The organism is Paraglaciecola sp. QJM3NY_14 (genome assembly GCF_056173245.1).
The window spans coordinates 1,782,917-1,802,682 of the sequence record NZ_CM149664.1 but is presented as its reverse complement, the minus strand read 5'-3'; the positions used below and the strand labels follow the sequence as shown (position 1 = coordinate 1,802,682).

Annotated in this window: 20 protein-coding genes and 1 tRNA gene; 4 read left to right on the top strand and 17 right to left on the bottom strand. The window is 44.4% G+C overall.

From position 1 onward, the window contains the following. Positions 1–10: 10 nt before the first annotated feature. From AC0VYA_RS07745 to soxR, 3 genes are all read right to left on the bottom strand, one after another. Entirely contained in the window at positions 11–601 is a 591-nt protein-coding gene (locus AC0VYA_RS07745) for a sugar O-acetyltransferase (RefSeq protein WP_475490613.1), read from the bottom strand. Positions 602–770: 169 nt separating this feature from the next. Further along, the gene (gene rlmF, locus AC0VYA_RS07740; RefSeq protein ID WP_475491045.1) at positions 771–1,688 is read right to left on the bottom strand and encodes a 23S rRNA (adenine(1618)-N(6))-methyltransferase RlmF; all 918 of its coding nucleotides are present in this window, start codon (positions 1,686–1,688) and stop codon (positions 771–773) included. A 110-nt stretch (positions 1,689–1,798) separates the two neighbouring features. After that, positions 1,799–2,254, bottom strand: a complete 456-nt coding sequence (gene soxR, locus AC0VYA_RS07735; protein ID WP_475490612.1) for a redox-sensitive transcriptional activator SoxR — start codon at positions 2,252–2,254, stop codon at positions 1,799–1,801. 90 nt (positions 2,255–2,344) lie between these two features. On the opposite strand from soxR, the gene AC0VYA_RS07730 reads away from it, so the two are divergent. Beyond that, on the top strand, positions 2,345–2,728 hold the full coding sequence (locus AC0VYA_RS07730; RefSeq protein ID WP_475490611.1) for a VOC family protein: 384 nt from the start codon (positions 2,345–2,347) through the stop codon (positions 2,726–2,728). 68 nt (positions 2,729–2,796) lie between these two features. Here the strand turns inward: AC0VYA_RS07730 and rplS are convergent, their stop codons facing one another. From rplS to rlmE, 12 genes are all read right to left on the bottom strand, one after another. Continuing rightward, complete coding sequence (gene rplS, locus AC0VYA_RS07725) at positions 2,797–3,156, bottom strand: 50S ribosomal protein L19 (protein WP_006994624.1); 360 nt, start codon at positions 3,154–3,156, stop codon at positions 2,797–2,799. After that, positions 3,149–3,946: a tRNA (guanosine(37)-N1)-methyltransferase TrmD gene (gene trmD, locus AC0VYA_RS07720; RefSeq protein WP_006994623.1), complete on the bottom strand. Its 798-nt coding sequence runs from the start codon at positions 3,944–3,946 to the stop codon at positions 3,149–3,151. The genes rplS and trmD overlap by 8 nt, the downstream gene beginning before the upstream one ends. After that, positions 3,946–4,476, bottom strand: coding sequence for a ribosome maturation factor RimM (gene rimM / locus AC0VYA_RS07715; protein ID WP_475490610.1), 531 nt, complete (start codon positions 4,474–4,476; stop codon positions 3,946–3,948). Before rimM ends, trmD begins: the two co-directional genes overlap by 1 nt. 30 nt (positions 4,477–4,506) lie before the next feature. Continuing rightward, the gene (gene rpsP / locus AC0VYA_RS07710; protein WP_006994621.1) at positions 4,507–4,758 is read right to left on the bottom strand and encodes a 30S ribosomal protein S16; all 252 of its coding nucleotides are present in this window, start codon (positions 4,756–4,758) and stop codon (positions 4,507–4,509) included. 501 nt (positions 4,759–5,259) lie between these two features. After that, positions 5,260–6,432 carry an ABC transporter ATP-binding protein gene (locus AC0VYA_RS07705; RefSeq protein WP_475490609.1) on the bottom strand — a complete coding sequence of 391 codons (1,173 nt, stop codon included), beginning with the start codon at positions 6,430–6,432 and terminating at the stop codon, positions 5,260–5,262. 102 nt (positions 6,433–6,534) lie between these two features. Continuing rightward, positions 6,535–6,619 (bottom strand) — tRNA-Leu (locus tag AC0VYA_RS07700). 12 nt (positions 6,620–6,631) lie between these two features. After that, positions 6,632–7,003, bottom strand: a complete 372-nt coding sequence (gene secG, locus AC0VYA_RS07695) for a preprotein translocase subunit SecG (RefSeq protein WP_475490608.1) — start codon at positions 7,001–7,003, stop codon at positions 6,632–6,634. A gap of 9 nt (positions 7,004–7,012) precedes the next feature. After that, on the bottom strand, positions 7,013–7,762 hold the full coding sequence (tpiA, locus tag AC0VYA_RS07690; RefSeq protein ID WP_475490607.1) for a triose-phosphate isomerase: 750 nt from the start codon (positions 7,760–7,762) through the stop codon (positions 7,013–7,015). 129 nt (positions 7,763–7,891) lie between these two features. Next, entirely contained in the window at positions 7,892–9,235 is a 1,344-nt protein-coding gene (gene glmM / locus AC0VYA_RS07685) for a phosphoglucosamine mutase (protein WP_011574409.1), read from the bottom strand. A gap of 2 nt (positions 9,236–9,237) precedes the next feature. Continuing rightward, a complete protein-coding gene (gene folP / locus AC0VYA_RS07680; protein ID WP_475490606.1) occupies positions 9,238–10,062 on the bottom strand; it encodes a dihydropteroate synthase in 825 nt (274 codons plus the stop codon). A gap of 85 nt (positions 10,063–10,147) precedes the next feature. After that, complete coding sequence (gene ftsH / locus AC0VYA_RS07675; protein WP_011574407.1) at positions 10,148–12,118, bottom strand: ATP-dependent zinc metalloprotease FtsH; 1,971 nt, start codon at positions 12,116–12,118, stop codon at positions 10,148–10,150. A gap of 52 nt (positions 12,119–12,170) precedes the next feature. Continuing rightward, positions 12,171–12,800: a 23S rRNA (uridine(2552)-2'-O)-methyltransferase RlmE gene (rlmE, locus tag AC0VYA_RS07670; RefSeq protein ID WP_475490605.1), complete on the bottom strand. Its 630-nt coding sequence runs from the start codon at positions 12,798–12,800 to the stop codon at positions 12,171–12,173. 95 nt (positions 12,801–12,895) lie between these two features. On the opposite strand from rlmE, the gene yhbY reads away from it, so the two are divergent. Next, positions 12,896–13,192, top strand: a complete 297-nt coding sequence (yhbY, locus tag AC0VYA_RS07665) for a ribosome assembly RNA-binding protein YhbY (RefSeq protein ID WP_006994613.1) — start codon at positions 12,896–12,898, stop codon at positions 13,190–13,192. A 123-nt stretch (positions 13,193–13,315) separates the two neighbouring features. Here yhbY and AC0VYA_RS07660 read toward each other — a convergent pair whose 3' ends face one another. Together AC0VYA_RS07660 and AC0VYA_RS07655 are read right to left on the bottom strand one after the other, a co-directional pair. After that, positions 13,316–13,810 carry an FKBP-type peptidyl-prolyl cis-trans isomerase gene (locus AC0VYA_RS07660; RefSeq protein WP_475490604.1) on the bottom strand — a complete coding sequence of 165 codons (495 nt, stop codon included), beginning with the start codon at positions 13,808–13,810 and terminating at the stop codon, positions 13,316–13,318. An 84-nt stretch (positions 13,811–13,894) separates the two neighbouring features. After that, positions 13,895–16,282 (bottom strand): Lon protease family protein, encoded by a 2,388-nt coding sequence (locus AC0VYA_RS07655; RefSeq protein WP_475490603.1) that lies wholly within the window; start codon positions 16,280–16,282, stop codon positions 13,895–13,897. Between the two features lie 486 nt (positions 16,283–16,768). Here AC0VYA_RS07655 and AC0VYA_RS07650 point away from each other — a divergent pair, with 486 nt between their 5' ends. Together AC0VYA_RS07650 and leuS are read left to right on the top strand one after the other, a co-directional pair. Further along, on the top strand, positions 16,769–16,954 hold the full coding sequence (locus AC0VYA_RS07650; protein ID WP_475490602.1) for a hypothetical protein: 186 nt from the start codon (positions 16,769–16,771) through the stop codon (positions 16,952–16,954). Between the two features lie 189 nt (positions 16,955–17,143). Further along, on the top strand, positions 17,144–19,756 hold the full coding sequence (gene leuS / locus AC0VYA_RS07645; protein ID WP_475490601.1) for a leucine--tRNA ligase: 2,613 nt from the start codon (positions 17,144–17,146) through the stop codon (positions 19,754–19,756). The last annotated feature ends 10 nt before the right edge of the window (positions 19,757–19,766 follow it).

The window sequence follows — 19,766 nt, the reverse complement described above, 5'->3', positions numbered from 1 at the left end:
GCTAAGCTCGCTACTTAGCACGTTCGTCATCTAATGACGTGTTGTCAATTTGGCGAATTGCCACAGCTGGCACCCCTGCCACAACCGTATTTGCAGCAACATCTTTATTCACCACTGCCCCTGCAGCAATGACGGCGTTGTCACCTATCGTCACCCCATCTAAAATTTTCGCCCCCATGCCTATCCACACACTGTTTCCAATAGTAATAGGTCGTGCCGTTTCTAAGCCTTTGTTACGTCTTTTCGCATCCAATGGATGTGACGCAGTTGAAATAAGCACACCAGGGGCAAGCATCACATCATCGCCAAAAGTAACGGCGGCGGCGTCTAAAATAACCACATTATGATTAGCATAAAAGTTTCTGCCCATCCGAATGTTGTAACCGTAATCGCAGTAAAAAGTGGGCTCTATCCAAGAATTAGGTGAGTCCGCAAATATATTTTGCAGAGTTTTCATGGCGGATTTTCGTTCAGCCTCAGATGCTAAATTAAACTGCTGACATGCAGCTTTCGCTTTGGCCCTGTCTTGCTGCAGCATTTTATTGCTTGGAAAATATAGCTCGCCTGTTAGCATTTTCTCTTTTTCAGTTAGCTTTTCCATTGTTACTCCTGCATTAATGGTTCTGGTTGCGATATTTCGCCATAAGATAAGTATCACTGTATAGATAACGCTGTTTTTTTAAGATTTTCAGACCTAATATTCGATTGAAGCAAGGTTGAAATACAGTACCCCTTGTACTGTCGTGCGTTGATCTTTCGAGCCTTATTTTTCAGTCTCTAAACTTCCACGCCACAAACCGACTTATTTTTTGGCCTTGTCCCATGTCAACTTTCATAAACTGCTTAGCCCCGAAGTAACGAGCACTGGTTTCAATGGCTTTAAGATGCACACTTTTTGACACTAAGCAGGTAAACCAACCAACCTGAGATTGATACTCGACACTTTCTTTTATCATTCGCTGTATAAAAGCCAACTCACCACCGTCACACCAGAGTTCGTTACTTTGACCAGCAAAGTTAAGTTTATTTGCCGTTATCGGTTGGGCGTTACTTGTGTTGTTGCTTTTTTGCTTATTACGTCCAAGTCCCTTTACTTTACGCAGACTCCCCGTGGCAGCCTCTTCAGCAGATTTATGGAACGGCGGATTGCACAGACTAAACGTAAAATGGTCGTCGGGCTGAATGATGCCGGCAAAAATATATGCTTTGTCGTGCTGTTTACGCACAGCGAGCAAGGGTTTCAATTTGGGATTATTATTAGCTAATGTCGTCGCTGATTTCAGTGCAACGTCGTCAACATCACTGCCCACAAAGTCCCAACCATAGGTTTGGCTGCCGATAATCGGGTAAATAGCATTAGCGCCTACGCCAATATCTAACCCTATTACTCGATTACCTGTTGGCACAACGCCCTTATTGTCTTTGGCTAACAGGTCTGCAAGACTATGAATGTAGTCTGCTCGGCCTGGCACCGGCGGGCACAGATACCCTTCGGGTATATCCCACATATTCAACCCGTAATAATGAATAAGCAGAGCGGCATTGAGCGCTTTAACAGACGCAGCTTTCGAGAAATCAATGCTCTGCTGACCACTCTTCGCCTTGATCACATGTGCATCAAGCGTAGGGTAACTTTGACACAACGCTGACATTGGGTAACCGTTTCGGTGTACATTACGCGGATGCATCGTAGCGCTAGTGTGTGGTGCGTTTTTATTATTCACAGCCAACTTTTTTGCCTTTACTGTTGTGGTTATTGTCATGCTTATCGAGAAACCGATTACTCGCCATTATGTGGTTATAAATTCGGCCTATCGCCTAATAAAAATCTCGCCCCTGCGCCTTTTGTCGCAATGTTATCTTCTTTATTGTACAGACGACATTTGTCTAAAGACAGGCAGCCACAACCGATACACCCTGCTAATGACGATTTAAGTTGGGTAAGTTCAGCAATACGCTGCTCAATACGCTGATTAAAAATCTCACTTAAGGCGGTCCAATCCTTTTTTGTCGGTGTTCGGTTATCAGGCAATGCTTTTAGTAGTTGGCGTATTTCATCCAAGCTGTATCCCATATTTTGTGCAATGAGAATAAAGGACACCCGGCGTATGACTGAACGAGGAAAGACGCGGCTGCCGCCTGGAGTGCGAACAGATGGAATAAGTGCTTGGTTGGCATAGTAGCGGATTAAAGAGACCGCGTTACCAGTGCGCTTTGCGATAAAGCCGATACTGACCAGTGGTTCCTGTGGCATAAAATTAAACTCAACTTTTTCTTGATCTAAAGTTAGCTTTAGATATTAAGCTGTCCCCATACAATAATCCAGTCACAAAAAGGAATACTTATGCGCCCAGCTCTGTTTGAACACGTTAATTTAACCGTTACGGACCCTGACAAAACGGCAGAAATACTTTGTCAGTTATTTAACTGGCATATTCGCTGGTCAGGCGCTGCTAAAGATGATGGTTATACGGTGCATGTGGGGTCAGAAACGGCTTACTTGGCTTTGTACAAGCCAAAGCACTCCATAAACGGCGATATAAATCATCGCAACATAGGTAAAGTGAATCATATTGGGATCTTGGTCAATGAGCTAGATGCCGTAGAAAAATGCGTCATAGCACTAGGGTTCAAAACGTTTAACCACGGGGATTATGAGCCGGGAAGACGTTTCTACTTTATGCTCAGTGAAAGAATTGAAGCTGAAGTAGTGAGTTACTCGGATTAAATAACAGGCAGTAAAAAGCCCGCAAAATGCGGGCTTTTTTATAAGTTAACGGTAACGCAAAATTAATATTAGTTAAGCTTTTCTTTGATACGTGCAGAACGACCTGAACGGTCACGCAAGTAATAAAGCTTAGCACGACGAACATCGCCACGACGTTTCACAGCAATTGAACTAATTGCAGGGCTGTGGGTTTGGAACGTACGCTCAACACCTTCGCCGCTAGAAATCTTACGAACTGTAAAAGCAGAGTGTAGGCCACGGTTACGTTTAGCGATTACAACGCCTTCGTATGCCTGAAGACGCTCTTTCTCGCCTTCTTTAACGCGTACTTGAACAACAACTGTATCACCAGGGCCAAATGCAGGAACATCAGATTTTAACTGTGCTTCTTCAATGCGCTTGATGATATCTTGATTGACTTTACTCATCATATCCTCTCATCCCAGAATAACTGCCATTTTGCTGCAACAACTCTTGCTGATATTCATCTAACAAACGTTGTTGCTCCTCAGTCAGAGCTAGGTCGTTTAATAATTCAGGGCGTCGTTGCCAGGTTCTACCTAGCGACTGTTTATCACGCCACTGTTTGATTTTTTGATGATCCCCACTCAACAATACAGAAGGAACTGATTGGCCATTCAAGTTTTCTGGTCGGGTATAGTGCGGACAATCTAGCAAACCGTCGCTAAACGAATCTTGCTCGGCAGATTGTGCATGCCCTAATACACCAGGTACCAGTCTTGCGACCGCATCCATTAAGATCATCGCAGGTAGTTCACCACCGCTGAGAATATAGTCACCAACAGACCATTCTTCGTCTATTTCAGCTTCTATTACTCTCTCGTCGATACCTTCGTAGCGACCGGCGACTAGAATCACACTTTCATTTTCAGAAAGCTGCTTCACACCACGCTGTGTTAATGTTTTCCCCTGAGGTGAGAGATAAATCACCTTAGTTTTTTTCTCGGCAGCCTGTTTGGCTGCACGAATTGCGTCTAATAAAGGCTGAACCATCATCAGCATTCCTGGACCACCACCGTATGGTCGGTCGTCAACAGTACGATGTTTGTCGTGAGTAAAGTCTCTTGGATTAAAGAAATCTACTTTCAACTTACCGCTTTTTACAGCTCGTCCTGTTACGCCCTGTTCGGTAAAAGTCTGAAACATTTCAGGAAACAGACTCACTACCCCAAACCAACGCTGTGTATCTGAACTCATTAAAAGCTCGGATCCCAATCAACCTGTATGGTCTTCGCCTCACGGTCCACTTTCTTAACGACTTGGTCAATTAAGTAAGGGACCATGCGTTCTTTTTGACCGAAAGCATCTTTCAAATTGGCTTTGATTAACATAACGTCATTCGCACCCGTTTCGAATAATTCTTTCACGACACCTAAGTTGTAACCCTGTTCGGTTACGACTTGCATGCCGACCAACTCTCTCCAATAAAATTCATCACCATCTAACTGAGGTAGCTGTTGAGCTTTAATTGAAATGTCGAGATTTTTGATACTTTCAGCATCGTCTCTTGTTTCAACCCCAACCAGTTTGGCAACCAATCCTTTATTGTGGGTTCGCCATTGGTCAACGACGATTTCTTTAGTATTCCCTTCTTGGCCCACAAGCCAAGGGGTATAGCCAAAAATACCGTCTAATTCATCGGTATATGAAGTGATTTTGACCCAACCTTTAACACCATAAGGTGCGCCGATTTTGCCCATCACTAATGTGTCAGACGCGTGACTCATTTATACCTCAATCTTTCTTTGCAATTGCAATTAAGCAGCTGCTTTTTGTGCATCTTTAACCAAGCGAGCAACACGGTCAGAAAGGCCTGCGCCATTTCCTACCCAATGCTCTACGCGGTCTAGATCAAGACGCAAACGCTCTTCTTGACCTTGTGCTGTTGGATTAAAGAAACCGATGTTTTCAATAAAACGACCATCGCGTGAACGACGGCTGTCAGCAACCACTACTTGATAAAATGGACGCTTTTTCGCGCCACCACGCTGTAAACGAATAGTAACCATAAATGCCTCAAACTCGTTGTAGCGTTAACGTTAACTTATGTACCTTTTTAGCTATCTAACGATTTACTGCTAGATAAAAGGACGCCGTATTGTACGGATTTTAGGCTTGATTGCAAGTCTAGTTAGTAAAGAATAGGCAATTGATTTAATTCAGTTATCTGCCTTGTGTAATCCCCATGGCTCATTTGTATAGAACCCCGTGAATGACGCAGAGGATTGGGGCTTGTACGTAAAGTACATGCGTTAATACACAATAGAGACGGCTCGTCTTTGCCGGGCATTTTGTATCAGACTGTGAGCGACTTAAACAAAGTGGATACTTGGGCAGCGAGCAACGTTACAACAGTAACATTCAACTCAGTATTAATTGGCGCATAGGCCCAGCCAAGGAAGTCAGCAATGTAACATTCAGATTTGTCCAGTTAGCTTATGGGACTATTTCACCACTAAAATGCTCACACTTAGACCCGAATTCGTATAGCGGGAGATAAACAGGCTTAATTAAAGCGAAATACGTTTTTCGTTTTCATCGAACAAGAGTGTGTCTGCCAGCGTAAAAGTAAGATAAATCACTTGGCCTACATCCACGGCTTCACTCGATAAAACGACCACCACATGACTTCCTTGTTCTAGCTCGCCATTTGCTTCTGATTCAATGTTATTTACCAAAAGGGTCGAGTCAGTCGAGCTAGATGACTCAATGACCTGCGACGAGCTAATCGAAGGTGACAGATAGAGATACTGAACATCGCCTAAGTACTCTACTTTAGCGACGTGCATTTGGATCCCTTGAGGGATGGGTAGAAGCGAAACCCTAAATGCCCTTGGTCTTACCCCCATTAATAACGTTTGCTTGTGCAGCACTTCAGGCACATCACAAAAAATACGATGCTCAATCTTTCCTGTTAGTTGTAATCCTTGCTTGTCAGCCTTTACTACAAATAAATTGATTTTAGGCTCACCAAAAAAGCGAGCTACGTAAACGTTATTAGGTGAACGGTAGATATTCTCAGGGGTGTCAAACTGTTCCACACCGTTATGACTTAAAAGCAATATACGTTGAGCTAATGCCATAGCTTCATGTTGATCGTGAGTGACAAAGAGAGTGGTGGTGGCTAACTCCAAATGCAGCCGTTTCAACTGCTGACGCATTTCTGTTCGTAGCTCAGGATCGAGGTTGGAAAATGGTTCATCAAATAGAAATAATTGCGGCTTTGACAGCATAGCCCTACCAATAGCCACGCGTTGCCTTTGCCCTCCTGATAGTTGTTTAGGGTATCTCTCGAGTAGGTCACTAATGGCTAAACGCTTAGCTACGAGGGCAACCTCATGGGTAACTTGTGACTGGGCGACTTTTTTGACTTTCAAGGCATAACCTAAGTTGTCCGCCACGTTTAGGTGAGGAAACAAAGCGTAATTTTGAAAGACCATGCCGACATTGCGTTGCTGGGGCGGCAAATGCTCAACAGACTCACCATCAAAAAAGATACTTCCTTGTGTAAGGTGCTCTAAACCGGCAATCAGCCTAAGTAAAGTCGACTTCCCTGCTCCGGAGGGACCCACAATAGCGACAAATTCCCCCACTGCAAATTCTGCGGATATTGGCGGGAAACGAAAACTGCTCCTCGTGCTACGTAGCACCGTAGAAATATTTTGTAGGCTAATTTGACTCATGAATAAAAATATCCAATTTGCGTGCAGATTGACGAAGATAATTAACGAAAATATGTGCCATAAAAAAAGGCTGTAACTTACGTTACAGCCTTTTCCAAAATATGGTGCGGATGGGGAGACTCGAACTCCCACGGCCTAAGCCACAGCCCCCTCAAGGCTGCGTGTCTACCAATTCCACCACATCCGCGTGGTAATTCTTTTAACTTTGAGGCACATCACTCGCAGGTGCGTCTGATGTAGTAACGGGTACATCAGATTCTACAGGTGCTGTAGTAGATTGAGCAGGTTCATCTAAAACAGGAACTTCAATATTTTGCCAGTCATCAACTGCTTTTTCTTTATCCGCAGTTTGATTACCTAGAATTAAGCTGGTCACGAAAAAGAACGTAGCCAATATCGCAGTAGTACGCGTCAGAAAGTTACCTGACCCCGTTGAACCAAACACAGTGTTTGAACCGCCGCTACCAAACGATGCGCCCATGTCTGCACCTTTGCCTTGTTGAATAAGAACAAAGCCGATCAACATAATCGCTACTATCAAATAAACTACAATCAAAACTTCGTAAAACATCTGTCGCCTCTATCGCTTTGCCGCTAAGCAAATGCTTAAAAAATCTTCTGGATTTAAACTGGCTCCGCCAATCAAACCGCCATCAACATCGGGTTGTGAAAACAATTCAACAGCATTACTGCCTTTGACGCTTCCACCGTATAAAATCACGCATTGGTTAGCAATTTCGCCATCTTGCTTTGCCAAATGTTGACGTATAAATGCATGCACTTCTTGTGCTTGTCCGGGACTCGCAGTTTTGCCAGTTCCAATCGCCCAAATAGGCTCGTAGGCAATAACAATACCGTTAAATGCTGCAATACCCACTTTATTTATTACCGCATCAATTTGTGCCGCGATAAAATCGAATAATTGTCCGCTTTCACGCACATCTTCTGGTTCGCCAACACAAAATAAAGGGATGAGCTTATGTGTTAAAGCCAGCTCAACTTTGTCGGCAACCAATTCATTTGACTCGTTGTTATCAGCACGTCGCTCTGAATGCCCCAATATGACGTATTGGCACTTCATTTCTTTCAACATACTTACGGCGGTTTCGCCAGTATGCGCACCAGATTCATATTGACTGATATTTTGGCCACCTAAGGCAAAATTACTGTCGTTGAATCCACCTAAATAAGGAAACGGTGGGCACACCACAACATCTACATGAGATACATCAGCCTTGGAAAATGCGTCTTCAACTTGCTTAATTAACGCAAGATTGCCATTCATTTTCCAATTACCTGCGACTATAGGTCGACGGTTATTCATTTGCATCCTAACTCCTGTAGTGCCAGTGAAAAGCGCGCGAGATATTAACCAACCTGCTACCAATATACAAGTAGCAGAATTGAATTTTAACGACTTTCTTCAGTAAATAACTGGCCGCTATTTGATATTGCTGTTTTATTGTCCAGTTGCCTTGCGCACGGCGTCTGCAATATGTTCCGCCCACTTGCGCGAATCGGTTGCATCGTTCGCTTCAACCATAACGCGAATGAGAGGTTCAGTACCACTTTTACGCAATAGTACTCTTCCTCTTTCCCCCAATGCAGATTCAGCTTCTAACACACTATTTTTAACATCTTGCGCATCCAAAGGTGTGTCGCCTTCGTTGAAACGGACATTGATTAAGGTTTGTGGGAATTTGGTCATCCCACGGCTTAACTCGTTTAGGGTCATATTAGCGTTTAGCATCGCCGCCAATACTTGCAAGCCTGCGACAATACCATCTCCAGTTGAAGCTGCATCGAGATTCAATACATGGCCCGAACCTTCGCCGCCAATTGACCAACCTTTTTGACGTAGCAATTCAAGTACGTATCGATCACCTACTTTACTGCGCTCAAATGGCACCCCTAACGTACTCAAAGCCACCTCTAACCCTAAGTTACTCATGACAGTGCCAACCACACCACCTTTGAGCTTGCCTGACTTGAGGGCATCCCGGGCGATGATATAAACAATCTGATCACCATCAATAACATTACCGTGATGGTCCACCAACATAATACGGTCACCGTCACCGTCTAGGGCAAATCCAAGGTCCGCTTTGTGCTTAATCACGCTATCGACAATCGCTTTCATCGAGGTTGCCCCCACTTTGCGATTAATATTTAGGCCATCAGGTTCAGTACCAATTTCGATCACCTCTGCACCTAACTCACTTAATACATTAGGCGCTATGTGGTAGGTTGCTCCATGAGCGCAATCCACAACGATCTTCAAGCCTTTCAAAGATAGATTTGATGGGAAGTTGCCTTTACAAAACTCGATATAACGGCCAGCAGCATCGGCAATACGCACGGCTTTACCTAGTTTATCGGATGCGACACATTGCATTGGCTTGTCCATTTCAGCTTCTATCGCAAGCTCTATGTCGTCGTCTAATTTGCTGCCGTCAGCTGAGAAAAATTTAATGCCGTTATCATAATATGGGTTATGTGACGCGCTGATCACAATACCTGCCTCAGAACGAAAAGTTTTCGTTAAATAAGCGATAGCAGGGGTCGGCATCGGCCCGAGTAAGCCGATATTGATACCTGCTGCAGAAAGGCCTGACTCCAAAGCCGACTCAAGCATGTATCCAGAAATACGCGTGTCCTTCCCTATAATGACTTTATTCGTACCGCTGCCTGCAAGTACTTTTCCTGCAGCCCAGCCTAGTTTCATTACAAACTCTGGGTTAATCAAATTCTCGCCAACTTTGCCGCGAATACCGTCAGTCCCGAAATACTTTCTGTCACTCATTATTATTTTTCCTTTTGTAACATAGATACAATTTTAATCGCATCAACCGTTTCATTCACATCGTGTACACGAATAATTTGCGCACCTTTAAGCGCAGCAATAGTCGCCAGCGCCACACTGCCTGCTAGTCGTTCTTCTACTGGACGATTAAGAAGCTGGCCTATCATAGATTTTCTAGACATACCTACTAATAAGGGGTAACCCAATTTGTGTAAAGTTTCCAACTGCGCAAGTAACTTATAATTATGGTTCAAAATTTTACCGAAGCCAAAACCTGGATCGAATAAAATACGTTCTTTACTCATACCCGCCTCAATACAGACCTTGGCTCGGGCCAATAAAAAATTTTGCACATCAATGAATACATTATCGTAATGAGGCGCATTCTGCATACTACGAGGCTGACCACGCATATGCATCAGGCAAACCGGTACGTTGGCGGTTGTAGCAACTTCCAAAGCGCCAGGCTCTTGCAATGCTCTTACGTCATTGATAAGCCCCGCACCTGCATTCACAGCGGCTTTCATTACCGCAGCCTTACTGGTATCGATTGAAATGATTGTATCAAAACGCGCCTGAAGGGCTTCAATAACTGGCACTACCCTGTCGAGCTCTTCTTGCTCTGCAACGTCGGCGGCCCCAGGGCGAGTGGATTCACCACCTACATCAATAAAATCAGCCCCTGATGCAATCATTTCAGCTGCATGTTCAATAGCCTTATTTATTAACGCATATTGACCACCGTCTGAAAAAGAATCAGGCGTGACGTTTAAGATCCCCATCACCTTAGGGGAATCAAGCTTTAATGTTTTATGACGAAAATTCATGATTGCGATTGGTATACCTAAGCTGAGCTTAAAAAAAACGCTTTGTTGATCACTCAACAAAGCGTTGTATTAATGACCCACCTAATTAGTGAGTAGCATCACCTGGTTTACCAACCGTAGGATCAGATTTGTTTGTCTCTGTTTTTTCGTCAGCGTCGCCTTTTGGCTCTTCACTGACTGATGCACCACCTGTTGGAGGGGTGTTGTCATTTTTTGAATCTTCGATCCAATCAGCAGGAGGACGAACATCTGTACGGGCCATCAGATCATCAATTTGTTTTGCATCAATGGTCTCATATTTCATCAAACAATCTTTCATGGCATGTAAAATATCAATGTTATCAGTCAATATTTTCTCTGCACGTGAATAATTTCGGTCGATTAAAGACTTCACTTCAGCATCGATAGCACGCGCTGTATCATCTGACATATGCTTAGATTTGGCCATGCTGCGACCAAGGAACACTTCACCTTCTTCTTCTGCGTAAAGCATAGGTCCCATTTTGGTAGACAAGCCCCATTGAGTCACCATCTTGCGGGCAATGTCGGTAGCGCGTTCAATATCGTTTGATGCTCCAGTGGTTACGCGATCTTCACCTAGGGTTAGCGCTTCTGCGATCCGGCCACCAAACAAACTTGAGATCATGCTCTCAAGATGTTGTTTACTATGGCTGTATCTGTCTTGCTCAGGCAAATACATGGTCACGCCCAACGCTCGTCCACGTGGGATAATCGATACTTTGTACACGGGATCATGCTCTGGTACTAAGCGACCAACAATTGCATGCCCTGCTTCATGATAAGCAGTATTCGTTTTCTCTTCCTCTGACATGACCATGTTTTTGCGCTCTGAGCCCATCATGATCTTGTCTTTAGCTTTATCAAACTCTTCCATTGAAACGGTGCGCTTACCACTTCTGGCAGCAAATAATGCAGCTTCGTTCACAAGGTTGGCTAAATCAGCCCCAGAGAAACCGGGTGTACCACGAGCGATGTAAGACGGTTCAACGTTGTCTCCTAAAGGCACTTTGCGCATGTGGACTTTTAGGATCTGCTCGCGACCTCGGATATCCGGTAAACCAACATGTACTTGACGGTCAAAACGACCTGGGCGTAATAATGCAGGGTCAAGTACGTCAGGACGGTTAGTCGCCGCTATAACGATAATACCTTCATTCCCGCCGAAGCCATCCATTTCAACCAACATCTGGTTCAATGTTTGTTCACGTTCATCATGACCACCGCCCATGCCGGCACCACGTTGGCGACCAACAGCATCAATTTCATCAATGAATATGATACAAGGTGCGGCTTTTTTCGCCTGTTCGAACATATCACGTACACGAGATGCACCGACACCCACAAACATTTCAACGAAATCAGAACCTGAAATTGAGAAGAACGGTACTTTCGCTTCACCAGCAATGGCTTTAGCAAGAAGGGTTTTACCCGTCCCAGGAGGCCCCACTAGCAGTACGCCTGTAGGAATACGTCCGCCCAGCTTTTGGAATTTACTTGGATCACGCAAGAAGTCGACAAGTTCAACCACATCTTCTTTCGCTTCGTCACACCCTGCCACATCTGCAAAAGTCGTTTTGATTTGGTCTTCGCCCATCAAACGCGCTTTACTTTTACCGAATGACATAGCGCCACGGCCGCCACCTCCGCCTTGCATTTGACGCATGAAGAATATCCACACACCAATAAGCAACAACATAGGAAACCATGAGATAAAGATAGAGGTAAGTAAAGAAGGCTCTTCAGGCGGCTCGCCAAGAATTTTTACATCTTGTTTTACCAGATCTGAAATAAGCTGATCATCAAAATAAGGGATATAAGTGGAGAAACTTTCCCCAGAACGTTTTGTTCCTTTGATTTCACGTGATTCACTATCTATGCGTACTTCACGGATTTGTCCTTGATTTGCCTCTTTAAGAAACGTTGTATAATCCGTTTGTACCTTTGATGACTCTCCCGGAGAAAAACTCTGGAAGACTGACATCAAAACGACAGCTATGACCAACCATAAGATTAAATTTTTTGCCATGTCGCTCAAGTTGTTGACCTCTGTTATTTCAATTCTGTTGCGTATCTCACGCCTGAGACTACTATAATTTAAAGCCCGTCGCTACCAGATAAACCTCTCTGGAACGCGCACGAGATGAATCTGGTTTACGTGTTTTGACTACTTTGAAAGCATTTTTGACTTCATTAAAAAATTGGTCAAAACCTTCCCCCATAAATACTTTTACGGTGTAACTGCCGTTTTTCTTTAAAACCTGACGGCACATATCCAGTGACAGTTCGACTAGATACATGGATTTCGCCTGATCTGCGGTATCGTTGCCCGTCATGTTAGGCGCCATGTCGGACATCACTACATCTACGTTTTTTCCACCGATTTTGTTCAATAACGCATCCAGCACTGCTTCTTCACGGAAGTCCCCCATCAAGAAATCAACACCAGGCAACGGGTCCATCGACAAAATATCGCACGCGATAACATGGCCGTTATCGCCAACTTGCTTGACCGCATATTGCGACCAGCCACCAGGAGCAGCACCTAAGTCAACTACCGTCATGCCGGGTTTAATCAGACCGTCTTTCGCTTGAATTTCTTCAAGTTTAAACACCGCTCGAGAGCGCAAACCTTGTTTTTTTGCTTGGATGACATATTTATCGTCAAAGTGCTCTTTTAACCAGCGTTTACTGCTTTCAGATTGCTTATTTTTACCCATTGGCTTCGTTTGTCATTAGGAATACTTGGAAGATGGCGCTAGAATACTGGTTTTCAACTGTTCACATTCAATATAATTGTAAGAAATATTACTCAATGACTCTATCAAACAAGCAAAAACAACACCTTAAAGGCCTCGCTCATTCACTTAAGCCAGTGGTTCAACTTGGCGCAAATGGATTAACTGAAGGCGTATTGGCTGAAATTGAAGGCGCACTTAGCCATCATGAACTCATTAAAGTTAAAGTCCCTACTGACGACAGAGAAGAGAAAGGCTTAATCATGGACGCCATTATCCGTGAAACGAAAGCTGAAAAGCTACAAACCATTGGACATACTTTGGTCTTATTCCGTCAAAGTGACGAGAAGAAAATCGAGTTGCCCCGTAAATAGTACACCAACAGTAGTATCCCATCATGAAGTCCCCGTATCCTAGCAATTAATCACTTGCAAAATACGGGGCTGCTGCTTCGGTTGATAAATTACCTTATGCAAAGAATCTATCAATCGAAGCGTCTATTCATGGTGATGACCACCAACGCCATGGGCATGCCCATGCTGAATTTCCTCAGGTGTCGCTTGGCGCACATCAACTACCTCTAAAGCAAAGTTTAGTGTTTTTCCCGCCATCGGATGATTCAAATCCACGGTCACCATAAATTTACCGACCTTGAGTACCGTCACTTCACGTTGACCTTGCTCGGTGTTCACTACCGCGGTCATACCCGCTTTCCACTTTTTCGTCCCTTTATCGTCTTGCAGATGCTTCATTGGAATACGTTGTTGCGCATCATCACGAATTTCACCATAGGTTTTTGCAGGTTCAAGCTCCACTGAAAAACTATCGCCGACACTTTTGCCTTCTAGAGCGTCTTCAACACCTGGCATCATATTGTCGTGCCCATGAAGGTAAGCTACGGGCTCTGCATCACGGTTATTTTCAAGCTCAGTACCATCTAATTCGGTAATGATGTATTTAAACTGTACAACTGTGTCTTTTTCGATTTGCATCTTCTATCTCTGATTAACAATAATTTTGGCGGCAGTCTATCAAAACAGTGTAAAAGTGACATCTAAATAGCGCATTAATCATGCCTATTCATCATCTGCGCCATTCACCACATTAGCGATGTTAAGCAAACTACTCACTGCCATATAATTAATCGTGCCCTTAGGGTAACGCCCTTTAGTGTTCATCACTCCCACTTCTTTGTTCATTAATAACTCAAGTGCTTGATCGACCGTTTCCACGACGCAGATATGAAATTTGCCCAGCTTCACCGCCGCAACAACCTCTTTATCTAACATAAGGGAAATCTGATTCGACTTAGGAATAATCGCCCCTTGGTTTCCAGTTAATCCCCGGTGTTGGCAAAGTTTGAAAAAGCCTTCAATTTTTTCATTTACACCACCTACCGATTGAACTTGGCCATACTGATTGATTGAGCCTGTAATGGCGAGATCTTGGCGGGTAGGAATGTTGGTCAGGGCTGAGATCAGCGCAACCAATTCTGCCAGCGAGGCGCTATCGCCATCTATATGACCGTACGATTGTTCAATGGCGATATTGGCTGATAAGGTCAGCGGAAATAGCTGGGCATATTTATGGCCTAAATAGCCGGTCAACAACATAACGCCTTTGGAATGGATAGGCTGGCCGAGTTCAACTTCTCGTTCGATATCAACTACACCGTTCGCCCCAGCATACACGGTAGACGTAATCCGCGCTGGGGTACCGAATAAGCTATCCCCTACTTCAAGCACAGTAAGACCATTAACCTTGCCGACATCCACGCCCTCGGTAGCAATTAGAATTTGCCCCTGTTTAATGTCGTCAAGCACCGCTTCGCTTACGCGACCAGTACGGCGCGTTTTTGCACTCAACGCCGCTTCAATATGCGTAACATCTAAATCTAATGCATGACCTTGGCGACAGAAATAAAGACTTTCGTTAAGCAATTCGATGACATCTGAGAAGCGCGCTGACAACCTTTGTTGGTGCTCTGCCATACGTAAACTGTATTCTACAAGGCGATACATCGCCTTCGGTGAAATACTGCTCAATCCCAATTGCGAAACTTGATGTCTTACTCTACCGACAAAGTCATAAAGTGTTTTTTTGTCTAACTGGATTTCGTGATCAAAATCGACCAGTACACGAAACATTTCATAAAATTCATCATCAAAATCTTGCAAGTTGTAATACAACTCCCGCGAACCAAGTAACACCACTTTAACGTTAATGGGGATTTGTTGCGGATTAAGTGTGATTGAGTTGACCATGCCCACATCTGGCTGTGGCAAGTCCATTTTCAAATACCCAGATTTGAGGACTAGCTTTAATGTTTCCCAGGCATAAGGTTGTAAAATCAGCTTATCGACATCTAGCAATAAATAACCGCCATTAGCACGGTGCAATGCTCCTGGGCGGATCATGCGATAGTTAGTAAAAACTGAGCCCGAGACATTGGTATATTCAACACGACCGAACAAGTTCTGATGCGTAGGATTGGCTTCATAAATAACCGGTGCGCCACTATTTAACTCATGGCTGACCAGAATATTAGGCAAATACTGTTCTTCAAGTACGGAACGACGGTCGTATTCATCGTGTTTATCGTCTTTTTTATCATCTGCCAAAATCTCCACTATCGTTTCGACCAAGTGGGGTTTTAATTGCCGTAGAAACTTTAAAATGCCTAAATCAGACGCATACAGATGCTCTAATTCTTTAAGCAAGGGTTTAATTCCCTGCTCTGCTGTGTCCTTTTTAAGATGCCTAAGCTGCTCTGAAGATGCCCGTTTCCACTTAGGCAGCTCAATCAACGCCTCGCCTAAGCGATTTTCCAATTCATCAATTAACTGATAGTAACGCTGACGTTCCTCATCACTTAGCTTGGCAAAATCCGCATCGGTGATGGGCTTCCCATCAACAATAGGTGAAAAACTGATATTGCCATTTTCTTCATACAATGCCACGTTTTGGGCTTGTGCTAGCTGCTCAACAGAATCAATGGCGTGATCATAACGCTGGTCAAACTCTCGGGTTATCGCTACTTTTTTGCGCTGGTAGCCTGGATTATCAAACGCAGCGGGAAATGTATCGAGCAATTCATCCACCAACTTGCCCATTTCCTTTACGAGGCGCTTACTTTCCCCAGGAGGGAGACGCAATGCAAAGGGTTCACGCTCGTCTTCAAAATTATTGATGTAGCACCAGTCATCCGGCGTGAGCACCTTTTGCACATACTTAGCGATATATTCATGCACTAGGGTAAACCGGCCCGTCGCTTGCTCCCCCATCACATACAAGTTGTACCCTTTGGCGTCTAGGCCTAAACCGAAGTCCAATGCTTCGCGCGCTCTCGCCTGCCCAATAAAGGTAGCTTGCAGCGCTTTGTCATCTTTAAGTGCGTGGTTAATCAATCGGCGACTTGGCTTGGCGGTAATTTCTTTTAAACTCAAAGCGTATTTAAGATGCATGGTTAACTGGCGTTGTCCTTATGCGAGCAAGTAAAATACACTTACTCATACTGAAACTCTCACTTTAGCGTACTAAAGTATGTGATAAACCTATTAAGTAGCGCTTCTCTGCATTGCTTAATAAGCTGATATTTGATTCAAATATCATAACAAAAAAGTGGGAATAGCATGCCTCACTTTATGCACATAAAAAAATTTATCTTCACAGGAATTTTCGCCGTTTTTTTCTCCAACGCGTTTTGCCCACGTCACGCGTCTTAAAAAAGCATGGTCTTAGCGCCAAAATTCCGTTGTTTTTACCATCCAAAGGAGCAAATCTGGGACGCGTTAATGAATAAGATTGATAAGTGCTGGCATAAAAACCACACATAAAGAGAAGGTGAAGCAACGTTGCCCCTGTAACCTATTCCGGGCGGTTGCTTTTGTGAAAGCGCCAGAGATGACTCAACCAAGCATGTGCGTATCCGTTTTATTTAGATCAACAGTTTGCTGCGCATGACAGGCGGCTTAAGGCCTTTGCAAGGAATAGAAGTTCACGAAGCGCTGAATTGGCAACTTACCCAGCAAGATAACAACACCACTAGGCCTACTCTCGTATACCAAGCTCACAGAGTTATCAAAGGTGATTGGGCCAAATTGGCAGCTATTATTGATAAGGTACAAAGCAGCTAATTTACCTCTCTCGCGAGTTTTATTGAACAGCTAAAACCAGATTAACATTACGGATTTGGCGTTAAGTTGTTATTTTTTACGATAATTAGCGCTAAATCCCAGTTCAGCTATTGTGACCCAGCAAACCGTTAGGGTATTCTTACCGGCTATCTTAATAAATACATCTTATCTTCGCGGAAACTCTTTTTAATGGCCGAAAAAATTTACGAACCTCAGAAAATCGAACAAGAGGTACAAGCGCTTTGGGAAACCAATCAAACTTTTAAAGCAACTGAACAAGAAGATAAAGAGAAATTCTACTGCTTGTCCATGTTCCCTTATCCAAGTGGGCGCTTGCACATGGGTCATGTGCGTAATTACACCATAGGTGATGTCGTTAGCCGTTTTCAACGTATGAATGGCAAGAACGTTTTACAACCAATGGGTTGGGATGCATTCGGCTTACCGGCTGAAAACGCCGCATTAAACAACAATACCGCTCCAGCTAAGTGGACATATCAAAACATCGATTACATGAAAAACCAGTTAAAATCGCTTGGTTTTGGTTATGACTGGGATCGTGAAGTTGCTACCTGTAAAAAAGACTATTACCGCTGGGAACAATGGTTCTTCACTCGCCTGTATGAGAAAGGGTTGGTCTACAAGAAGAACTCTACCGTTAACTGGGATCCGGTTGATCACACAGTATTGGCCAACGAGCAAGTTATTGATGGTCGAGGTTGGCGCTCTGGTGCGTTGGTGGAGCAAAAAGAGATCCCTCAGTGGTTCATCAAAATCACCGATTACGCAGAAGAGTTATTGACAGACTTGGAGCAGTTAGAGGACTGGCCTGAACAAGTACGTGCCATGCAGAAGAACTGGATTGGCCGTTCAGAAGGTGTAGATATCACCTTTAATCTTAGTGAGAACGCTGCTGACATTAGTAGTTTTGACGTGTATACCACGCGACCTGACACACTTTACGGTGTAACTTACGTCGCCGTTGCTGCACAGCATCCTCTTGCCTTGCATGCCGCACAAACTCGACCAGAACTAGCCGAGTTTATTGAATCTTGTAAAAATACCAAAGTGGCCGAAGCTGAGCTTGCCACTATGGAGAAAAAAGGCTGTGACACTGGCTTGTTCGCTATTCACCCGTTAACCGGTGAAAAAGTGGCCGTGTGGGTCGCTAACTTCGTGCTAATGGGCTATGGCTCGGGTGCGGTTATGTCTGTACCTGGTCATGACCAGCGTGATTGGGAGTTTGCCCAGAAATACGGCCTACCTATTAAGCAAGTGGTTGAGCCCAGTGCAGATGAGCCACAAGAATGTGACTTAACCACAGCGGCATACACTGAAAAAGGCGTGCTTGTGAACTCAGCTGAATTTAATGGCTTAGCGTTTCAAGAAGCGTTTGATGCCATTGCAGCTAAACTCGAAGCACTTGGTGCGGGTAGTAAAAAAGTCAATTACCGTTTGCGTGACTGGGGGGTGTCTCGTCAACGTTATTGGGGTTCACCTATCCCGATGCTGAATCTTGAAAACGGCGAGTCTGTTCCTGTTCCAAGCGATCAGCTGCCCGTTGAATTACCTGAAGACGTGCAAATGAACGGTGTTATCTCGCCAATAAAAGCCGATCCTGACTGGGCGAAAACGGAATATAACGGTCAACCTGCGCTACGTGAAACCGATACATTCGATACCTTCATGGAATCTTCTTGGTATTACGCCCGCTACTGCAGTGCCCAAAATCAAGATGCCATGCTCGACCCAACTCAAGCCAACTACTGGTTACCGGTAGATCAATATGTGGGCGGTATTGAGCACGCTATTTTGCATCTATTGTATTCACGCTTCTTCCACAAGCTGCTTCGTGACGAAGGACTCGTGAACTCTGACGAGCCTTATAAGCGTTTATTGTGCCAAGGTATGGTACTCGCTGATTCCTTCTTCAGAGAAGATGAGAGCGGTAAGAAAGAGTGGTTCTCTCCTGCAGATGTTGACACAGTGAAAGACGAAAAGGGCCGTATTACGCAAGCAACTTTAAAAGCGGATGGTAAGCCGGTTGAGCACGGTGGCATGACCAAAATGTCTAAGTCGAAAAACAACGGTATCGACCCCCAGCATGTTATTGATTTATACGGCGCAGATACAATCCGTGTGTTCACTATGTTTGCCGCGCCACCTGAGCAAACATTGGAGTGGGTAGACTCCGGCGTTGAAGGGGCTAATCGCTTTATCAAGCGCGTGTGGAAGCTGACTCAAGACCATATCGACACCCTTGATGGCGACACTGCACCGGCTATTGACAAGACAGCTCTAACGGGCGATCAAAAAACCTTGCGCCGCGCCGTGCACCGCACCATTGCAAAAGTGACAGATGATGTAGGTCGTCGCCAAACCTTTAACACTGCTGTTGCGGCAATCATGGAATTGCTCAATAGCTTGCAAAAAGCGCCTCAGAGTACAGAGCAAGACAAAGCTGTGCTGCGCGAAGCCATTGAATCAGTGGTGTTATTACTTAACCCTATTGCCCCCCATATGTGTCACATTTTATGGCACGACCTAGGCCACAAAAATGATATTGAGACTGCGCCTTGGCCGATGGTGGATGAATCAGCGTTAGTAGAAGATGAAAAACTGATCATCGTGCAAGTCAACGGTAAAGTACGCTCTAAAATTACTGTGGCAGCAGATGCCAGCCAAGAAGAAGTACAGGCCCTTGGTTTGGCTCAAGAAAATGTGCAGCAGTTTGTAGACGGCAAGACCATACGCAAAGTGATTTACATTGCTGGTAAATTGCTCAACATTGTCGCCAACTAACGAGTGAAAA